Annotated in this window: 9 protein-coding genes; all 9 read left to right on the forward strand. The window is 70.4% G+C overall.

Going from position 1 to position 14,797, the window contains the following annotated elements; translation table 11 throughout:
* Positions 1–145: 145 nt before the first annotated feature.
* The 9 genes from DFJ64_RS08235 (at position 146) to DFJ64_RS08275 (ending at position 14,750) form a co-directional block, all read left to right on the forward strand.
* A complete protein-coding gene (locus DFJ64_RS08235; protein ID WP_115849925.1) occupies positions 146–2,479 on the forward strand; it encodes an ATP-binding protein in 2,334 nt (777 codons plus the stop codon).
* Between the two features lie 319 nt (positions 2,480–2,798).
* Positions 2,799–4,652: a glycoside hydrolase family 13 protein gene (locus DFJ64_RS08240; RefSeq protein ID WP_115849926.1), complete on the forward strand. Its 1,854-nt coding sequence runs from the start codon at positions 2,799–2,801 to the stop codon at positions 4,650–4,652.
* Positions 4,639–5,139, forward strand: a complete 501-nt coding sequence (locus DFJ64_RS08245) for a pyridoxamine 5'-phosphate oxidase family protein (protein ID WP_115849927.1) — start codon at positions 4,639–4,641, stop codon at positions 5,137–5,139. Before DFJ64_RS08240 ends, DFJ64_RS08245 begins: the two co-directional genes overlap by 14 nt.
* Before the next feature lie 208 nt (positions 5,140–5,347).
* The gene (locus tag DFJ64_RS08250) at positions 5,348–6,319 is read left to right on the forward strand and encodes a hypothetical protein (protein ID WP_115849928.1); all 972 of its coding nucleotides are present in this window, start codon (positions 5,348–5,350) and stop codon (positions 6,317–6,319) included.
* A gap of 396 nt (positions 6,320–6,715) precedes the next feature.
* Positions 6,716–7,711, forward strand: a complete 996-nt coding sequence (locus tag DFJ64_RS08255) for a hypothetical protein (RefSeq protein ID WP_115849929.1) — start codon at positions 6,716–6,718, stop codon at positions 7,709–7,711.
* Positions 7,712–7,777: 66 nt separating this feature from the next.
* The gene (locus DFJ64_RS08260) at positions 7,778–11,062 is read left to right on the forward strand and encodes a DUF11 domain-containing protein (protein WP_115849930.1); all 3,285 of its coding nucleotides are present in this window, start codon (positions 7,778–7,780) and stop codon (positions 11,060–11,062) included.
* Positions 11,063–11,241: 179 nt separating this feature from the next.
* A complete protein-coding gene (locus DFJ64_RS08265; protein ID WP_115849931.1) occupies positions 11,242–12,363 on the forward strand; it encodes an FAD-dependent monooxygenase in 1,122 nt (373 codons plus the stop codon).
* Positions 12,364–12,443: 80 nt separating this feature from the next.
* On the forward strand, positions 12,444–12,824 hold the full coding sequence (locus DFJ64_RS08270; protein ID WP_115851922.1) for a DUF4180 domain-containing protein: 381 nt from the start codon (positions 12,444–12,446) through the stop codon (positions 12,822–12,824).
* 423 nt (positions 12,825–13,247) lie between these two features.
* Positions 13,248–14,750, forward strand: coding sequence for an ABC transporter substrate-binding protein (locus tag DFJ64_RS08275; protein WP_115849932.1), 1,503 nt, complete (start codon positions 13,248–13,250; stop codon positions 14,748–14,750).
* Positions 14,751–14,797 lie beyond the last annotated feature (47 nt).

The following is a 14,797-nucleotide window of genomic DNA, read 5'->3' on the forward strand; positions in this document are numbered from 1 at the left end:
AGTTACACTTGCCTACAGAAGCGATACTCCTTGTGGAGTTGGGATCTCCGACGTGGTGAGTCGGCTCTCGGCAACATACGCTTGCACTCGTCTGATCTACTGGTTCACGCGTCCTGGGGAACGAACAATCGAGGGTGGTTCCGCTATGGCGGTGAGCACCGGTCGATCGCGGGTAGGGAACCTCCCCGCGGAGACGGGTCACTTCATCGGCCGACGACACGAGCTGGCCGAGGTCAAGCGCCTGCTCTCACGCTCCCGCTTGGTCACCCTCACCGGCGTCGGTGGCGTAGGCAAGACGCGGCTCGCTCTGCACGTGGCCACCAGTCTGCAACGCGCGTTCCCCGACGGGGTCTTCTTCGTCGACGTGGGTGAGTCCGCCACGCCGTGCTCGGTGGCCGAGACCGTCGCGGAGGCCGTGCTCGGCCCTGGGCCAAGCCGCCCCGACCCTTTCGCGGCGATCGTGGACTTCCTCGCCGACCGGCACGCATTGCTGATTCTGGACAACTGCGAGCACGTGCTGGCGGAGGCGGCCGACCTGGTCGATGCCCTCCTCAAGGCCACCCCGCACGTGCGCGTCCTCGCCACCAGCAGGCAGCGGCTCAACCTCGCCGCGGAGCAGACGATGACGGTTCCTCCGCTCTCCCTGCCTGCTCCCGACGAGACCCCCACACCGGAGACCATCCAGCAGTACGACGCCGTCACCTTGTTCGTCGAGCGAGCCCAAGCCGCCCGGCACGACTTCACCCTCACGCCGGAGAACACCCCAGCCGTGGTCGAGATCTCCCGGCGCCTGGAAGGGGTTCCCCTGGCCATCGAGCTCGCCGCGGTGTGGGTGCGAACCCTGGAACCACAGCAGCTCCTCGAGCGGCTGGACAACCAGCTCACCTTGCTGAGCGGCGGTCCGCGCAACGTCCCACCACGTCACCGAAGCCTGCGGGCCATGGTGGAGTGGAGCTACGAGCACTGCACGCCGAGAGAGCGCCTCCTGTGGGCTCGCGCGTCAGTGTTCGCCGGCAGCTTCGACGTGGAGGCGGCCGAGGCGGTCTGCGGCGGCGACGACCTTCCAACCGAGGAGGTCGTGGTCGTGCTCGCCGACCTGATCGACAAGTCGATCATCTTGCGAGAGGAGCAGGACGGGCGGGCGCGGTACCGCATGCTCGAGACGCTCCGCCAGTACGGCCGGCACCAACTGGTCGAGACGGGAGAGGAAGCCACGATCCGGCGCAGGCACCGCCAGCACTACCAACGGCTGGCCGAGCTTGCCGCGAGGGAAGCGTTCGGACCCCACCAGCTCGCGTGGATTCGACGGCTCAAGCTCGACCGCGCGAACCTCCGCGCGGCCCTCGAGCACTGCCTGACCGAACCCGGCGACGACCAGAACGCCGGCCTCCGGCTCGCCGCCGACCTCCTCTACCTCTGGCTCACCGACGCCGCCATGGACGAAGGCCGGCGCTGGCTTGACCGCGTGCTCGCGGAGGCCACCGAGCCGAGCGTCGAGCGGCTCCGCGCCTTGTGGGCGAGGAGCTGGCTCGCCGTGCTCGACTCCGACGTCGCGACCGCTCAGGCCACGCTCGAGCAGGCCCGAGCCTTCGCCTCCGACGACGACCCCACGAGTCGGAGTCACCTCGCCCTGCTGTCCGCCCATGCCGCGATCGTCCGAGACGACCCGGACGCGGCGCTCGCCTCCCTGGAGGAGGCGCTGGCCGCCCAGCGAGACGTCGGCGACCGCCATGGCGTCGCGCTGACGCTGCTGTGGATGGTGCTCGTGCACTCCCTCCGCGGTGACAGCCAGGCCGCCACCCGCCGCGCTCAGGAGTGCTTGGAGGTCTGCGACGCGGCCGGTGACGTCTGGCACAAGGCCTACGCGCTGGTCATGCTGGGCATCGAGGCGTGGCGCAGTGGGAACACCCCGCGCGCCACCTCAGCGGTACGGGAGAGTCTGCGGCTGCACCACTCCCTCGACAACCGGTTCGGCGTCGTTCTCGCCCTCGAGGTCTCCGCCTGGATCGCCGCCACAGACGGCCGCTACGACCGGGCGGCCCGGTTGCTCGGCGCCCTCGGGGCGCGTCGGAAGTCGCTCCGGGCGTCCATGCCCAGCTATGGGTACTTGGCCAGGTATCACAACGAATGTGTGGAGCGGACGCGTCAGGCGCTCGGCGAGGAAGCCTACGAGGAGGCCCTCCGGCACGGCGCTGAGCTCAGCCTGGAGCAGGCGGTCGCCTACGGGCTCAAGCAGAGGAGCACGCGCGTGGCCGCCAAGCGGGCGGGCGAGCCCGTCCTCACCCGCCGAGAGCGGGAGGTCGCCGAGCTCATCGCCCAGGGACGCAGCAACAAGGAGATCGCGAACCAGCTGGTGATCTCCCAGCGTACGGCGGAGAGCCACGTCGAGAACATTCTCGTCAAGCTGGGATTTACGTCGCGAGCGCAGATCGCCGCCTGGTCCGCTCAGCAGGAGCAGCAGCTCGCCGAACGGGACTAGCGCGGGCACGGCACCGACCGCAGAAGCCAGCCGCCCGGACAAGCTGCCCCAGCCGTACGCAACCACACGTACGGGGTCTCGCCAGTGGTCCAGGGGGCCCTAGGTCCTGGCCGACGGCCGCGGTCCTGGGCGTGACGAGTCCGGCAATGCTCGCGAACCCGCGTCGGGATGGGGGGCCGGGACCTTGGGCCCGGCACCACGTAGGGCCTCGGCCACAAAACTCGGTACCGAACCTGGTAGGAGTCCCGATGGCTCAGTACCTGGGCCTGGAGGACGGTGGGGCGATCGGGCCAAAGAAGCATGACCTAAGTCCCACACCATGCCTCCGAAGATCACTCCCACGACGATCGGAACCAGCCGGGTCACGACGGACCAGCTGAGGCCACAAGCCCACGTCGACCCGACCGCGTCGCCGACCCTGGACGCGACGACCGGTGTCATCGCCGACCGTGCGCCCGCGACGCCCCGAGCGGTCCCCCAGGCGGCCCCTAGCACCGCCGTCACCGCTCCGGACCTCGTCGCGCCCGGTTGGTGGCGGGACGCGGTGATCTACCAGGTCTACGTGCGCAGCTTCCACGACGCCAACGGCGACGGCATCGGGGACCTCGAAGGCGTGCGGGCCAAGCTGCCCTACCTCGCCTGGCTCGGCGTCGACGGGCTGTGGCTGAACCCGTTCTACCCCTCCCCCAAGCACGACCACGGCTACGACGTCGCCGACTACCTCGACGTCGACCCCGAGCACGGGACCCTGGAGTGCTTCGACCGGCTCGTCAGCGACGCGCACCGGCTCGGCATGCGGGTGATCATCGACATCGTGCCGAACCACTGCTCGATCGAGCACCCCTGGTTCAAGGCGGCGGTCGCGGCCGGCCCGGGCAGCCCTGAGCGGGAGCGGTTCCACTTCGCCGACGGCCGGGGCCCCAACGGCGAGCTACCGCCGAACAACTGGCGGTCGATCTTCGGCGGGCCCGCCTGGCAGCGGATCACCGAGCCCGACGGCTCGCCCGGCCAGTGGTACCTGCACACCTTCGCCCCCGAGCAGGCCGACTTCAACTGGCGGCACCCTGACGTCGCGGCCCACTTCGAGCACGTCCTGCGCTTCTGGTTCGCGCGCGGCGTGGACGGCGTCCGGATCGACGTCGCGCACGGTCTGCACAAGCGCGCCGGGCTTCCGGACCACCAGGACGCCATGGCGGACGAGCTGACCGGCAACCCGATCAACCCGTACGCCTGGAACCAGCCCGAGGTCCACGACGTGTGGCGGTCGTGGCGCCGGATCGCGGAGGAGTTCACCGCCGCGACCGGACGGGAGCGCGTGCTCATCGGTGAGGTCGGCGTGCTCGACCCCGACCAGCTGGCGCTCTACCAGCGGCCCGACGAGCTGCACCAGACGTTCTTGTTCCCGTTCCTCCAGGCGGCGTGGGGTCACGCGGACCTTCGCGGCGTCATCGACAAGGCGCTCGACACCATCGCCCGGTCCGGCTCGGCCGTCACCTGGGTGCTGAACAACCACGACCAGCCCCGCGTGGTCACCCGGTACGCCGGCGGTATGCCCGGCGGCCACCCCGGTGACGTCGAGCTCGGCACCGCCCGGGCCCGGGCCGCCGCGCTGCTGATGCTGGCCCTCCCTGGGGCGGCGTACCTCTACCAGGGCGAGGAGCTCGGCCTGCCCGAGGTCGTGGACATTCCGGCCAGCCTGCGGACCGACCCCATGTTCCACCGCACCAAGGGCGCGCGCGCCGGCCGGGACGGCTGCCGGGTTCCGCTGCCGTGGGCGGGGACGGCCCCGACACTCGGCTTCTCGGTGGCGGAGTCGGCCACTCCGTGGCTGGCCCAGCCGACGTGGTTCGCCGAGCTCGCGGTCGACCGGCAGCTGCTGGACCGCACCTCGATGCTCCACCTGTACCGCCAGGCGATCACCCTGCGGCGGACGGTGCCGGAGCTGTCGATGGACGCGTCCGGTCTGCGCTGGCTGCCCACCGAGGACGGCGTGCTCGCCTTCCTCCGGGGTGACCGGATCGCCTGCGTCGTCAACTGCTCCGACCGGCCCGTCGCGGTGCCTGTGCAGGGGGAGCTGCTGCTCGCCAGCCACCCCGACGTCGACGAGAAGCTGCCGCCGAACAGCGCCGGATGGTGGCTGCTTCCGGAAAGGACGAACCGTGCTGACGCGTGACGGGGTGGAGACGCTCGACCCGGGCGAGTGCCTGCGCCTGCTCAGGCAGACGTCCATCGGTCGCGTCGCCTTGACGGATCAGGCTCTCCCGACCGTCGAGCCGGCACGCTTCGCGCTGGTGGACGACTGCATCGTCATTCGGGCGGGTATCGGCTCCGCCCTCGCCGTCGCGGCCCAGGGCACGGTCGTGGGCTTCTGCGCCGACGAGGTGGCGGCCGACCCCGACCACGGCGGGTGGACCGTGTCCGCCGTCGGTGTGGTCGAGGTGGTGACCGACGACGAGGAGATCTCCCGCCTGTCGAAGCTGCCCTTGCGCTGCTGGCTCCCGGGTGAGGACTGCGTGTTCGTCCGGATCCGTCCCGAGGTGCTCAAGGGCGTGCGGGTCGCCCCTCGGAACAGACGACCGAGCGCTCCTCGTGAGGAGCCTCGGGAGCAGACAGGGGAAGCGGCCGACACGTTCCCGTGCGACGAGGCGGCCACCGCCTGAACGGCGAGGTCACGACGTCTCCGTGCGGCCGTGCCCTGGCCGTATCCGGCCAGGGCACCTGCCGTTCAGACATCGGACCCGGTCCGATTCCGGCCCCGGAACCTCCCGAAAAAGTCTCTCCTGCACCGTTGGTTCCGCCAGGATGATCAAAGCTCCGCGCCCGCCCGGCCCGGAGCGCTTCGGACCGTCCTTGGGAGGGACCACACAGATGAAGCTGCGGAGAGCACTGGCCGCCACCACGCTGCTCGCGTCGGGGGGTGCCATCGCCCTGGCGGCGCCAGCCAACGCCGATCTGGTCACCCGCTGTGTCGGGGAAGGCGGAGCCGTGACCGTTCCCGGTGACCTCGTCGTCCCCGCTGGCAAGACCTGCTGGCTGGACGGGACCACCGTGGAGGGCAATGTTCGCGTGCAGGCGGGTGCCGACCTGATCGTGACCGGCGGGACCCTCAAGGGCTCGGTGGTGGTGAACGAGAACGCCTACTTCGACGCCACCGACACCACGATCACGGGTCCGATCCGCGCGAAGAACGCGTTCGGCACCTACCTCGACAGCAGCGAGGTCGGTGGCGCGGTGAACGCGAGCGCCGACGAGGGCAGCCCGTACGAGGGATTCATCTACGTCGTCGGCTCGGAGGTCGCTGGAAAGGTCCAGGCGAGCGTCCCGGGCGAGGTGCTGTTCGACGGCGCCACCATCGGCGGTGCGGTGGTCACCGACGGCACCCGCTACACCGACATCTACGACTCGACGCTGAACAAGGCGCTCACCGTCACCAACAACCCCGACGGTGCGGTGTTCTGCGAGAGCGAGATCTACGGGTCCGCGAGCTACAGCGGGAACTCCTACATCCTGCAGATCGGCGCGAACGGCCCCGTCACGACCTGCGAGGGCGCCAGCTACTGGGACAAGAACCTCGACATCTCCAACAACACCGCCACGATCGTGGTGAGCAACAACATCATCCGCGGCAACCTCTCGGGTGAGGGCAACGACCCAGCTCCCACGGGTGAGAACAACCGCGTCCGTGGCACCGTCTCCGGACAGTTCGTCGACCTGCCCGCTCCGGCCGCGCTGCGCGCGTCGGCCCCGCAGGACCGTGCCGCCGAGCTCGCGGCGAAGGCGGCGGAGCGTCGTGCGGACGCGCAGGCCGAGGCCGAGGCGGCGGGCGACGCGAAGCTCTGATCCGTCGACAGGTGGCCCCAGCCACCAGGCGGTCTCCGTGGGCGGAGGAGCTGGAACCGCGAGCGCGGGCCCGGCTCCTCCGCCCCTTTCGTTTGCCTGCTCCTCGCCCCACGTCTCGCGCTGACACGCTGTCCCAGCGCACCAGCGAGTCGTCCTGGACGCCGACGGGCACACTCCAGGCTTTGTCATCCCTCCCGAGTCGGAACAAGCAGCGCTCGATCCGGCCACGATCACCAACTCGTGGCCCCACCGGCCGCCGCGCTCTGACGTCCCACAAGAACGTTTCCCAGACGAACGGGCCGGTTCACGGACGTGAAGTGCCGTTGACGGGCTCGCCGTCCCTCATGACGCTCACGGCACACCACGGGAGCCCTTGAGCGAAAGGCGATCCGGGACATGCGTCGACGGCTGTTCGTGTCCGCCGCAGCGGCCCTCCCTCTCGCCATCCCTCTCGCCGGCCTTCTGACCAGCACTGCCGTCACCCCAGCTCACGCGACCGGCGGGCGGCACCTGTTCGACGACCGCCGGTTCGAGCACGGCTTCCACCTCATGCCGGTCGTGCCGAGCGATGTGCCGCGCACCGTGCTCGACTTCGGTCGTCCTGGCGGCACGCCACGCTGGCGGCTGGCCGAGTGGTGGACCAGACACAGCATCGCGGACAGTCCGGTGCGCCAGTATCAGGCCGGCTCGGTGCCAGGGCTGACGTTCGCCGGAGTCGGCTACGAGAGCCCGGCCAAGCGGGTGATCCGTGGCGAGAACGGTGACCTGTGGCTGGAGGCGATGGCGAGCGCGGAGTACGAGCGTCCCCACCAAGCGGGCGAACCTTGGCCTCACCTGCTCATCGAACAGGTGTGGGGTGTCGAGGGGGTCCGCCTGGTCGACCTGGCCCAGCTCCGGTTCGGTCTCAGCGTCCGCGTTCCCCGCGTGGTCAACCGGATGACCCCGGACACCTACGATCCGAGCCTGCACGCCGCCCAGGTGACCGCCTACTTCACCGTCCAGAACCGTGACGTCGACTCGCCCGACTACGGGAGCCTGGTGTGGTTCGGCGTGCCGGTGTTCGACAACCGTTACGAGATTCCGCCCGCCTACTACGCCGAGGACTCCGGCCACACGGGGCAGACGAACCAGTTCATCGCCACGATGCCCGGGTCGGCCTTCTGGCGTCGCGGCGTCGGCGACGGTCGATGGCACACCTGCTCGGCGGACCTGGTGCCGTTCATGCATCACGCCTTCGCCGTCGCCCAGGAGCGCGGCTACCTCCCCCACACGCGACTGGACCAGCTGAGGATCACGACGTTCAACCTCGGCTGGGAGCTCCCGGGCACGTTCGACGTCGCCCTCCACCTTCGACCACCCCGCGCGATCGCGGTCTTCGATCCCGGCACCTGAGCCGTCCTGGGTGCCTGGCCAGACCACCTGTCCGTCCGGAAAGCTCGCTCAGGAAGGTCACCAGCCATGACCGAGCACCGACAGTCCTCCTCGCGGTTCCAGCCGACCCGACGCCGCGTGCTGCACTGGTCCGGTGTGGGCGCGGTGGCCGTGCTCGTCAACGGCTTCTTCACCAGTCCCGCGCTCGCCTCGTCGGCGACCACGGCGACGACGGCGCGGGCGAGGCACGGGCTTTCGGCCGACAGCGGGTGGGAGTTCGACCCCGCGCTTGGCCTCTTCGTCCAACCAGCGGTGTCCACGGGCACCGCGATCTCGTGGGACTTCGACACCGATGGCGACACCGAGGGCTGGCAGGCCGCCAATGGCGTGGCGCCCCTCGAGGTCGCCGACGGCGTCCTGCGGGTGACCGTGACCGGATTCGACCCCTACTTCTTCGCGCCGCCAGTCGAGCTGGCCGGGCAGCGGGACCGGCTCCTGCGGATCCGGGCGAGGGGCACTGGGGCGGACCGCCTTGGCCTGTACTTCGCCACCGTGGAGTCGCCCACGCTGGCGGAGGACAAGAACATCCGGATCGACCTGCCGATGGACGGGGAGTTCCACGAGCTGACCCTCGACCTGGGCGCCCTCAACCAGCACTGGCGCGACGGAACCGTCACCACCATCCGACTCGACGTCGAACCCGCCGCGAGCGAGGGGGCGGTGCTGGAGATCGACTGGCTGCGGGTCGAGCAGCTCGGGCCGCGGCTCGCCGCCAGCATCCCGGGTGTCTCGCGGGGCTCGGTTCGGCCGGGTGAGAGCCTCGACCTGTCGACAACGGTGAGCAACGTGGGTGGCGACGCCGCTGCGGCGTTCCCCGTCCACCTCACGCTTCCGGACGGCGTGGAGCTGACCGAGGGCGACCTCGAGACGTCGCTGCCCTCCCTGGCGCCCGGTGACGAGGCGGCGTTGCGCTGGACCGCGCGGGTCACGACGGCGACGCCAGGCACCGCGACGATCGAGCTGCGGGCACCCGACGCGCCCTTCCAGTTCGGCGCGCTCATCCCCGCCGTTCCCGACGCGGACCTCGCCGACCACTGGTCGGCCCACGGTGTCAAGGTCTTCCGGGACGAGGCCGGCCACGTCCACCTGCAGAACCCGACGGTCAGGCTCGTGCTGCTCGAGGGCCCGTCTGGCTACTCGCAAGGACGCATTGACATCCGTGCGCACAAGCGCTGGCGTTCGCTCGCCACGAGCCAGCCTCTGACCTGGGTCCTGGCGCGAGGAACAACGGGTCCGGAGCTGCTGCCCGTCGTTCCCGACCACGCGACGCTGCGCCGGGGCGATCCGGCGTCGGTCCTCCTCACCGGTCGGGTGCGTGACAGCGCCGGCACGACCTGGAGCGTGCGACTGACCTACCAGCTCGGGGGCGACGACGCGTTCGTGCGCACCTCGTACGAGGTGACCCCGGACCGTGACAGCGACCTGCTCGCCTTCCGCGCGGCGTCCCTGACCGCAGGGGAGCGCAGCTTCGGCGGGGAGCAGGACATGGCGCTCTTCCCGGGTTTGGAGTGGCTGGTCGCCGGTGAGCGGTCGTCGAGCACGCTCGACGCCGACCCGCCGCACAACCTGCGTCCGACACCACACCCGCTCAAGGTGACCGTCCCCCTGATGGCGGTCGTCAAGGACGGCGCTCTGGTCTCGTTGCAGTGGGACACCAACCAGACCTGGGACGGGGTCCGTCGCCACCCCACGCCCCGGTTCGCCTCCCCCAACTGGATCGACGGGCAGGACAACCACGCCTTGACGCTGTTCGTGCCCGACGTGCCCGACTTCGTGGACGAGAACGCAGGCTGGGCCACCGCGACGCCCTACCGCGCGGCGGCTGGACGCACCCTCCGCGTCGAGGCGGAGATCGTGGCGGAGGCGACCGGTGACGTGCTCCGGGCGGTCGAGCACTGGTACGCCGTCCACGGCCTCCCCGCGCCGGCCGAGAAGCCGTTCTCGTGGGAGGAGGAGCTCGCGCTCGTCCGTCACGCCTACGTCACGTCGTACTGGGTGCCGGAGGTCAAGGGCTGGCCGCACGTCTACGGGTGGGAGCCGAAGCCGTTCGTTCCGCTCGCCGCCGTCCTCCAGATCGCCGGGCTGCTCGCCGCCGACCCGGACGAGCGCGCCGCTGCCTTCGGGCGGGTGCGGGAGTTCGTCGACAACGTGCTCGAGGTGAACGGCCCAGACGCGCTCGGCGACCTCGACGGCGCGCACATCACGATGTTCCACGCGCCGTTCTACCTCGGTCACCTCGAGGCCGCCCTGCCACGCTGGCGCGAGCAGATGGCGGAGCTCCGGGCGACCCAATGGGAGGACGGGAGCTGGCGTTTCGACCCCGGCGACGACCCGGCGCGGCAGCGTCTCGGGGAGCCCGGCGCGGAGGGATCCGGCCTCACCGCCACCCCGGCCCAGCGGCTGCTGCGCTACGCCCGGCTCACCGGTGACCCGGACGCGTTGGACGCCGGCATGCGCGCCGTCGCCTACCTGGAGAAGTTCGCGGTGCCTCGCGCGGCGCAGACCTGGGAGGTTCCGGTGCACACGCCGGACGTGCTCGCCTCCGCGTACGGGGTGGGCGCCTTCACCGAGGCCTACCGGCTCACCGGGCGTACGACCTACCTCCGCCGCGCGGAGTACTGGGCTCGCACCGGCCTGCCCTTCCTCTACGCGTGGTCTGACCCGGAGCGGCCGATGCTTCCCTACGGGTCGATCCCCGTCTTCGGGGCGACGGCGTTCGTGCTCCCGTGGTTCGGTCGCGTGGTCCAGTGGAACGGCCTCGTCTACGCCTATTTCCTCCTCGAGCTCGTCGACGCCGGTGGCCGCCAGGTTCGTTTCCCGTGGCGGCAGGTCGCCGAGGGCATCGTGGTCAGCGCCATGCACCAGCAGCGAACGGCGGAACCGGCTAAGGGCGGCTATCCCGACGTGTGGGAGCTCCGCGAGAACGTCCCGATCAAGAACGTCGACATCAACCCCGAGGGCCTCGCCAAGCCGGCGATCATGCTCCTGGGCCATCCGGTCGACGTGCAGACCGTCCTGCTCCGCCACGGCCGGGACGTCGCCCGGCTCAGTACCGCCGCGGCGGTGTCCGAGGCTGCCTGGACAGGCAAGCGTCTGATGGCGACGCTGCGCTTCCACGACGGCGCGACGACCCAGCTCATGCTCGTCGGCGTTCCGACCCCTCGTGGCGTGAGCGTCGACGGCCGTTCCCTGCCGCTCGTGGACTCGCTGGACGCCGAGGGCGTGGCGGAGGGATGGAAGCGGCTGGACGACGGGACAGTCCTGGCCAAGCTTCGTCACCGGAGCCGGTCGAGCCTCGAGATCCTCTCCTGAGCCGCGCCACCGGCCAGCCCTCGTCGGGCCGTCGTCCGCACGTGTCACAGATCGCCGCCGGACGGCGTCCCCTCTGTGGGTCCCCTTTGGGCCCCTGAGGGAGTGCCGATCTTTCGCCCGTCCCGCGTAGCGTGAAGGCGTCGCGTGGGCCGGTCCGGGATGGGAGGCGGCCGGAACCGATGAAGGCGGTGGTTGTCGGCGGCGGCATCGGCGGGCTGGCCGCGGCGGTGGCTTTGGAGCGGCGCGGCTGGGAGGTCGAGATCCTCGAGCAGGCGGCCGAGCTCACCGCCGTGGGGGCGGGCCTCTCGCTCTGGCCGAACGCCGTGCGGGCCTTGGACCGTCTCGGGCTTGGCGAGGTCGTCCGTCAGCGGGCGCTGCTCGGCGTGCGAGGTGGCATCCAGGACACCTCGGGCCGGTGGCTGGCCCGAACGGACACCGACGAGCTCGAACGCCGGTTCGGCACGGCCGCCGTGGTGCACCGCGCCGACCTCGTCGAGGCTTTGCGCGCGGCGCTCTCCGCGGCGTCGCTGCGGACCGGCGTCACAGTTCACGCGGCACATCCGGACGGCACCGTCCTCCACTCCGCAGGCTCCTCCTCGGGGGACCTCGTCGTGGGCGCGGACGGCGTGCGTAGCGTGGTGCGGCAGTCCGTCTGGCCGCACGCCCCGGCTCCCCGCTACGTCGGCTACAGTGCCTGGCGCATGCTCACCCGGCCGATGGCGGTCGACGAAGCCGTCGAGACGTGGGGTCGCGGCGAGCGTTTCGGGTACGCGCCGCTGTCGGACGGTCGCGTCTACTGCTTCGCGGTCGCGAACGCTCGGGAGGGTGCCGCGCATGGCGGTCTGGCGGAGCTGCGTCGCCGCTTCGGCGGCTGGCACGAGCCGATCCCCGCGCTGCTCGACGCGGTCGACGACAGCGACCTCCTCTACCACGACATCTACGACCTGCCGCCGCTGTCCTCCTACGTATCCGGGAGGGTGGTCCTCCTCGGCGACGCGGCGCACGCGATGACGCCGGACCTCGGCCAGGGCGCGTGCCAGGCGCTGGAGGACGCCGTGGTGCTCGGCGACTGTCTCGACCTGGAACGCCCGGCTGCGGGGGACGTCGAGCACGCCATGGTGGCCTACGACGAGGCGCGGCGTCCCCGCGCGCAGACGATCGCCCGTCGGTCCCGTCAGGTCGGGGCCGTGGCGCAATGGTCGGCACGCCCTGCGGTGCTTCTGCGCAACACCGCCCTGCGCCTCTTGCCCCGTTCGGTGTTCGCTCGGTCGCAGGCGCCTGTCCTGTCCTGGCCTGGCTGACACCACCCTGAGGAAAAACCAGTACCGCTCGCGCGAGTCTCGTGCCAGCCTCGTAGACCTGCTCGCACGGGAGGCTGATGATGACAGACGTGATCCAGGTACGAGCCGGTGTCCCGGTCCTGGTCTGTGACCCCGACGGTCCACGGATCTCGAGCGCGAACGACGCGCTCGAGCTCATCGGTGCCACCTTCCGCGGCGCCGAGGTGGTGGCGGTTCCGACGGTTCGCCTGGACGAGCGGTTCTTCTCGCTGAGCACCGGTGTCGCGGGGGAGGTGGTGCAGAAGTTCACCACCTACAAGGTGCTGCTCGCGATCGTCGGAGACGTCTCCTCCTACCTCGCGGCGAGCTCCGCGCTGCGCGCGTTCGTCCACGAGTCCGACAGGGCCGGCCACGTGTGGTTCGTGCCGGATTTCGACGCGCTCGACGCGCGACTGGCGGCGCGGTCAGCGTCGCGTCCGTGATCGACCCCACTCCTCCGTGACGGCCGCCGGGCGCCCACCGCGCCCGGCGGTCTCGTCCCAAGGCCTACGGCGTGGGCGGTGCCCACATCGCCGACGGGCTGGAGGAGATCGCTCGCTGGTTCCACCCGGAGGCGTTCCGATGAGGTGTGCACCTGACTAGCGCGAGTGAACTGTGCGCTCGACGCCGCCAGGTGGGTGGCCGGTTCGGGCACGGCCCGCAGCCCTTCGTGATGTCCGGAGCACCAGACCGACACGCGAACGAAGGCCGCGTGCCCCGTATCGACAGGTGCTCGAGGAATTCGTTCACGAGGATGTCGAACCGTTGACACGCCCACGTGACGGCGTCACAATTCCGGGCACTTTGCTTGAAACGATCCATTCCCGCTCGTCGAGCGGTATGGATTCAGCGAAAGGACGTTTCGCATGCTGGCACGAGGCTCGAGGCGGACGGCACGCGGCCCCGCTGCCGCGCGACTCCTCGCTGGAACCATCGCGCTCACCCTGGCCGTCGCGGCATGCGGGGGCGGCGACCAGTCGGGCGGCGGATCGGGTGACGGGTCCGGCATCACCATCACCCTCGAGGGTCCGAACCAGTGGAACGACAGCGGCTCGTCGTTCGGCAAGCCGTGGGAGGACCTGGTCGCCGCCTTCGAGAAGGAGACCGGCATCAAGGTCAAGACCGTCGTCCTGCCGCTCAACAGCTTCTCCCAGACGATCTCGACCCACCTGTCCGCGGGGACGGCGCCGGAGCTGGTGTTCAACCAGGCCCCGCATCAGCCGTACATGGTGCACGCGCTCGACGAGTACCTGAAGAAGCCGAACCCCTTCATCAAGGAAGGGCCGGGCAGCGAGCGGTGGATCGACGTCTTCCACGAGCGGTACTTCGGTTTCGGCAACCCGGCCAGCATGAACGCCGAGGGGAAGATCGAGTTCATCCCGTTCAACCTGGTCGGCATCGGCCTGTTCTACAACAAAGACGCCTTCAGCAAAGCCGGTGTGACCGCACCCTTCGAGACGTTCGAGGACCTCATCGACGGCTGCACCAAGCTCTCCGCCGCCGGCTACACGCCTTTGGCGATGGACCGGTCCGACCTCGGACCGGGCTGGACGATGGCCACCATCGCCGGGATGCTCCTCGACAAGCACGTCGACCGGCTCAACGTCTACACCACCGACGGCGAACCGGGGAAAGCCACCTCGTCCACCGGCGCGCCGATCGTGTCGGGCAAGGCGCTGACCCGGGCCGTCCTGACCGGCGAGCTCACGACGAAGACACCGGAGGTGGTCGAGGCCCACAAGCTGCTCAAGCGCCTGTGGGACGCCTGCGTCGACAAGAACTGGTCGGGCAACACCGAAGGGCTCAACGGCGCGGTGGTGGGTCTGCGTGACTTCGCCGCCGGCAAGGCCGCGATGGCGTGGGGCGTCAACTTCGGCGTGAGCGCGTTGCAAGACGTGCCGTTCGAGTTCGCCAGCATGCCGTTCCCCCAGATCACCACCGAGTCGACACCCCTGGCCAATGGGGCTCCGGCGAGGTTCGGCGCGAGCGTCGGCGGCACGAGCTACATGATTCCGTCAACGGTCAAAGGCGAGAAGCTCGAGGCCGCCATCAAGTTCCTCCAGTTCGTCAGCACGCCCGAGCACATCCAGCCGTGGCTGGAGGCGACGGGCGGGATCTCCGCCGTCAAGGGCGCCGAGGGCGCGGAGGAGACCAGCGCGTTCGCCGAGGGAACGTGGGGTGACTCCATCCCACTCGGGATGCCGGGTGGTCCGCCAGGTGTTCCCGGCCTCGCCCTCTACGAGGGATGGCTGCTGGGCACCAAGTCCCTCGCCGAGCAGCAGGAGTATCTCCAAGACCTGTGGATCAAGGGAGCGCGGCAAGCGGTCAAGGACAACGGGTGGGACGACGAGCCCTGGGCGAAGAGCTGAGCCCGCGTGACGTCGGCTCCGCCAGCACGCCTGGCCTGGAGCTCACC

The sequence above is a fragment of the Thermasporomyces composti genome (genome assembly GCF_003386795.1).
GTDB classification, from domain to species: Bacteria; Actinomycetota; Actinomycetes; order Propionibacteriales; family Actinopolymorphaceae; genus Thermasporomyces; species Thermasporomyces composti.

Coding starts and splice junctions, on each gene's coding strand:
- DFJ64_RS08270 (WP_115851922.1), top strand. CDS start 12,444: ATGACAGACGTGATCCAGGTACGAGCCGGTGTCCCGGTCCTGGTCTGT.
- DFJ64_RS08240 (WP_115849926.1), top strand. CDS start 2,799: ATGCCTCCGAAGATCACTCCCACGACGATCGGAACCAGCCGGGTCACG.
- DFJ64_RS08265 (WP_115849931.1), top strand. CDS start 11,242: ATGAAGGCGGTGGTTGTCGGCGGCGGCATCGGCGGGCTGGCCGCGGCG.
- DFJ64_RS08235 (WP_115849925.1), top strand. CDS start 146: ATGGCGGTGAGCACCGGTCGATCGCGGGTAGGGAACCTCCCCGCGGAG.
- DFJ64_RS08275 (WP_115849932.1), top strand. CDS start 13,248: ATGCTGGCACGAGGCTCGAGGCGGACGGCACGCGGCCCCGCTGCCGCG.
- DFJ64_RS08255 (WP_115849929.1), top strand. CDS start 6,716: ATGCGTCGACGGCTGTTCGTGTCCGCCGCAGCGGCCCTCCCTCTCGCC.
- DFJ64_RS08260 (WP_115849930.1), top strand. CDS start 7,778: ATGACCGAGCACCGACAGTCCTCCTCGCGGTTCCAGCCGACCCGACGC.
- DFJ64_RS08250 (WP_115849928.1), top strand. CDS start 5,348: ATGAAGCTGCGGAGAGCACTGGCCGCCACCACGCTGCTCGCGTCGGGG.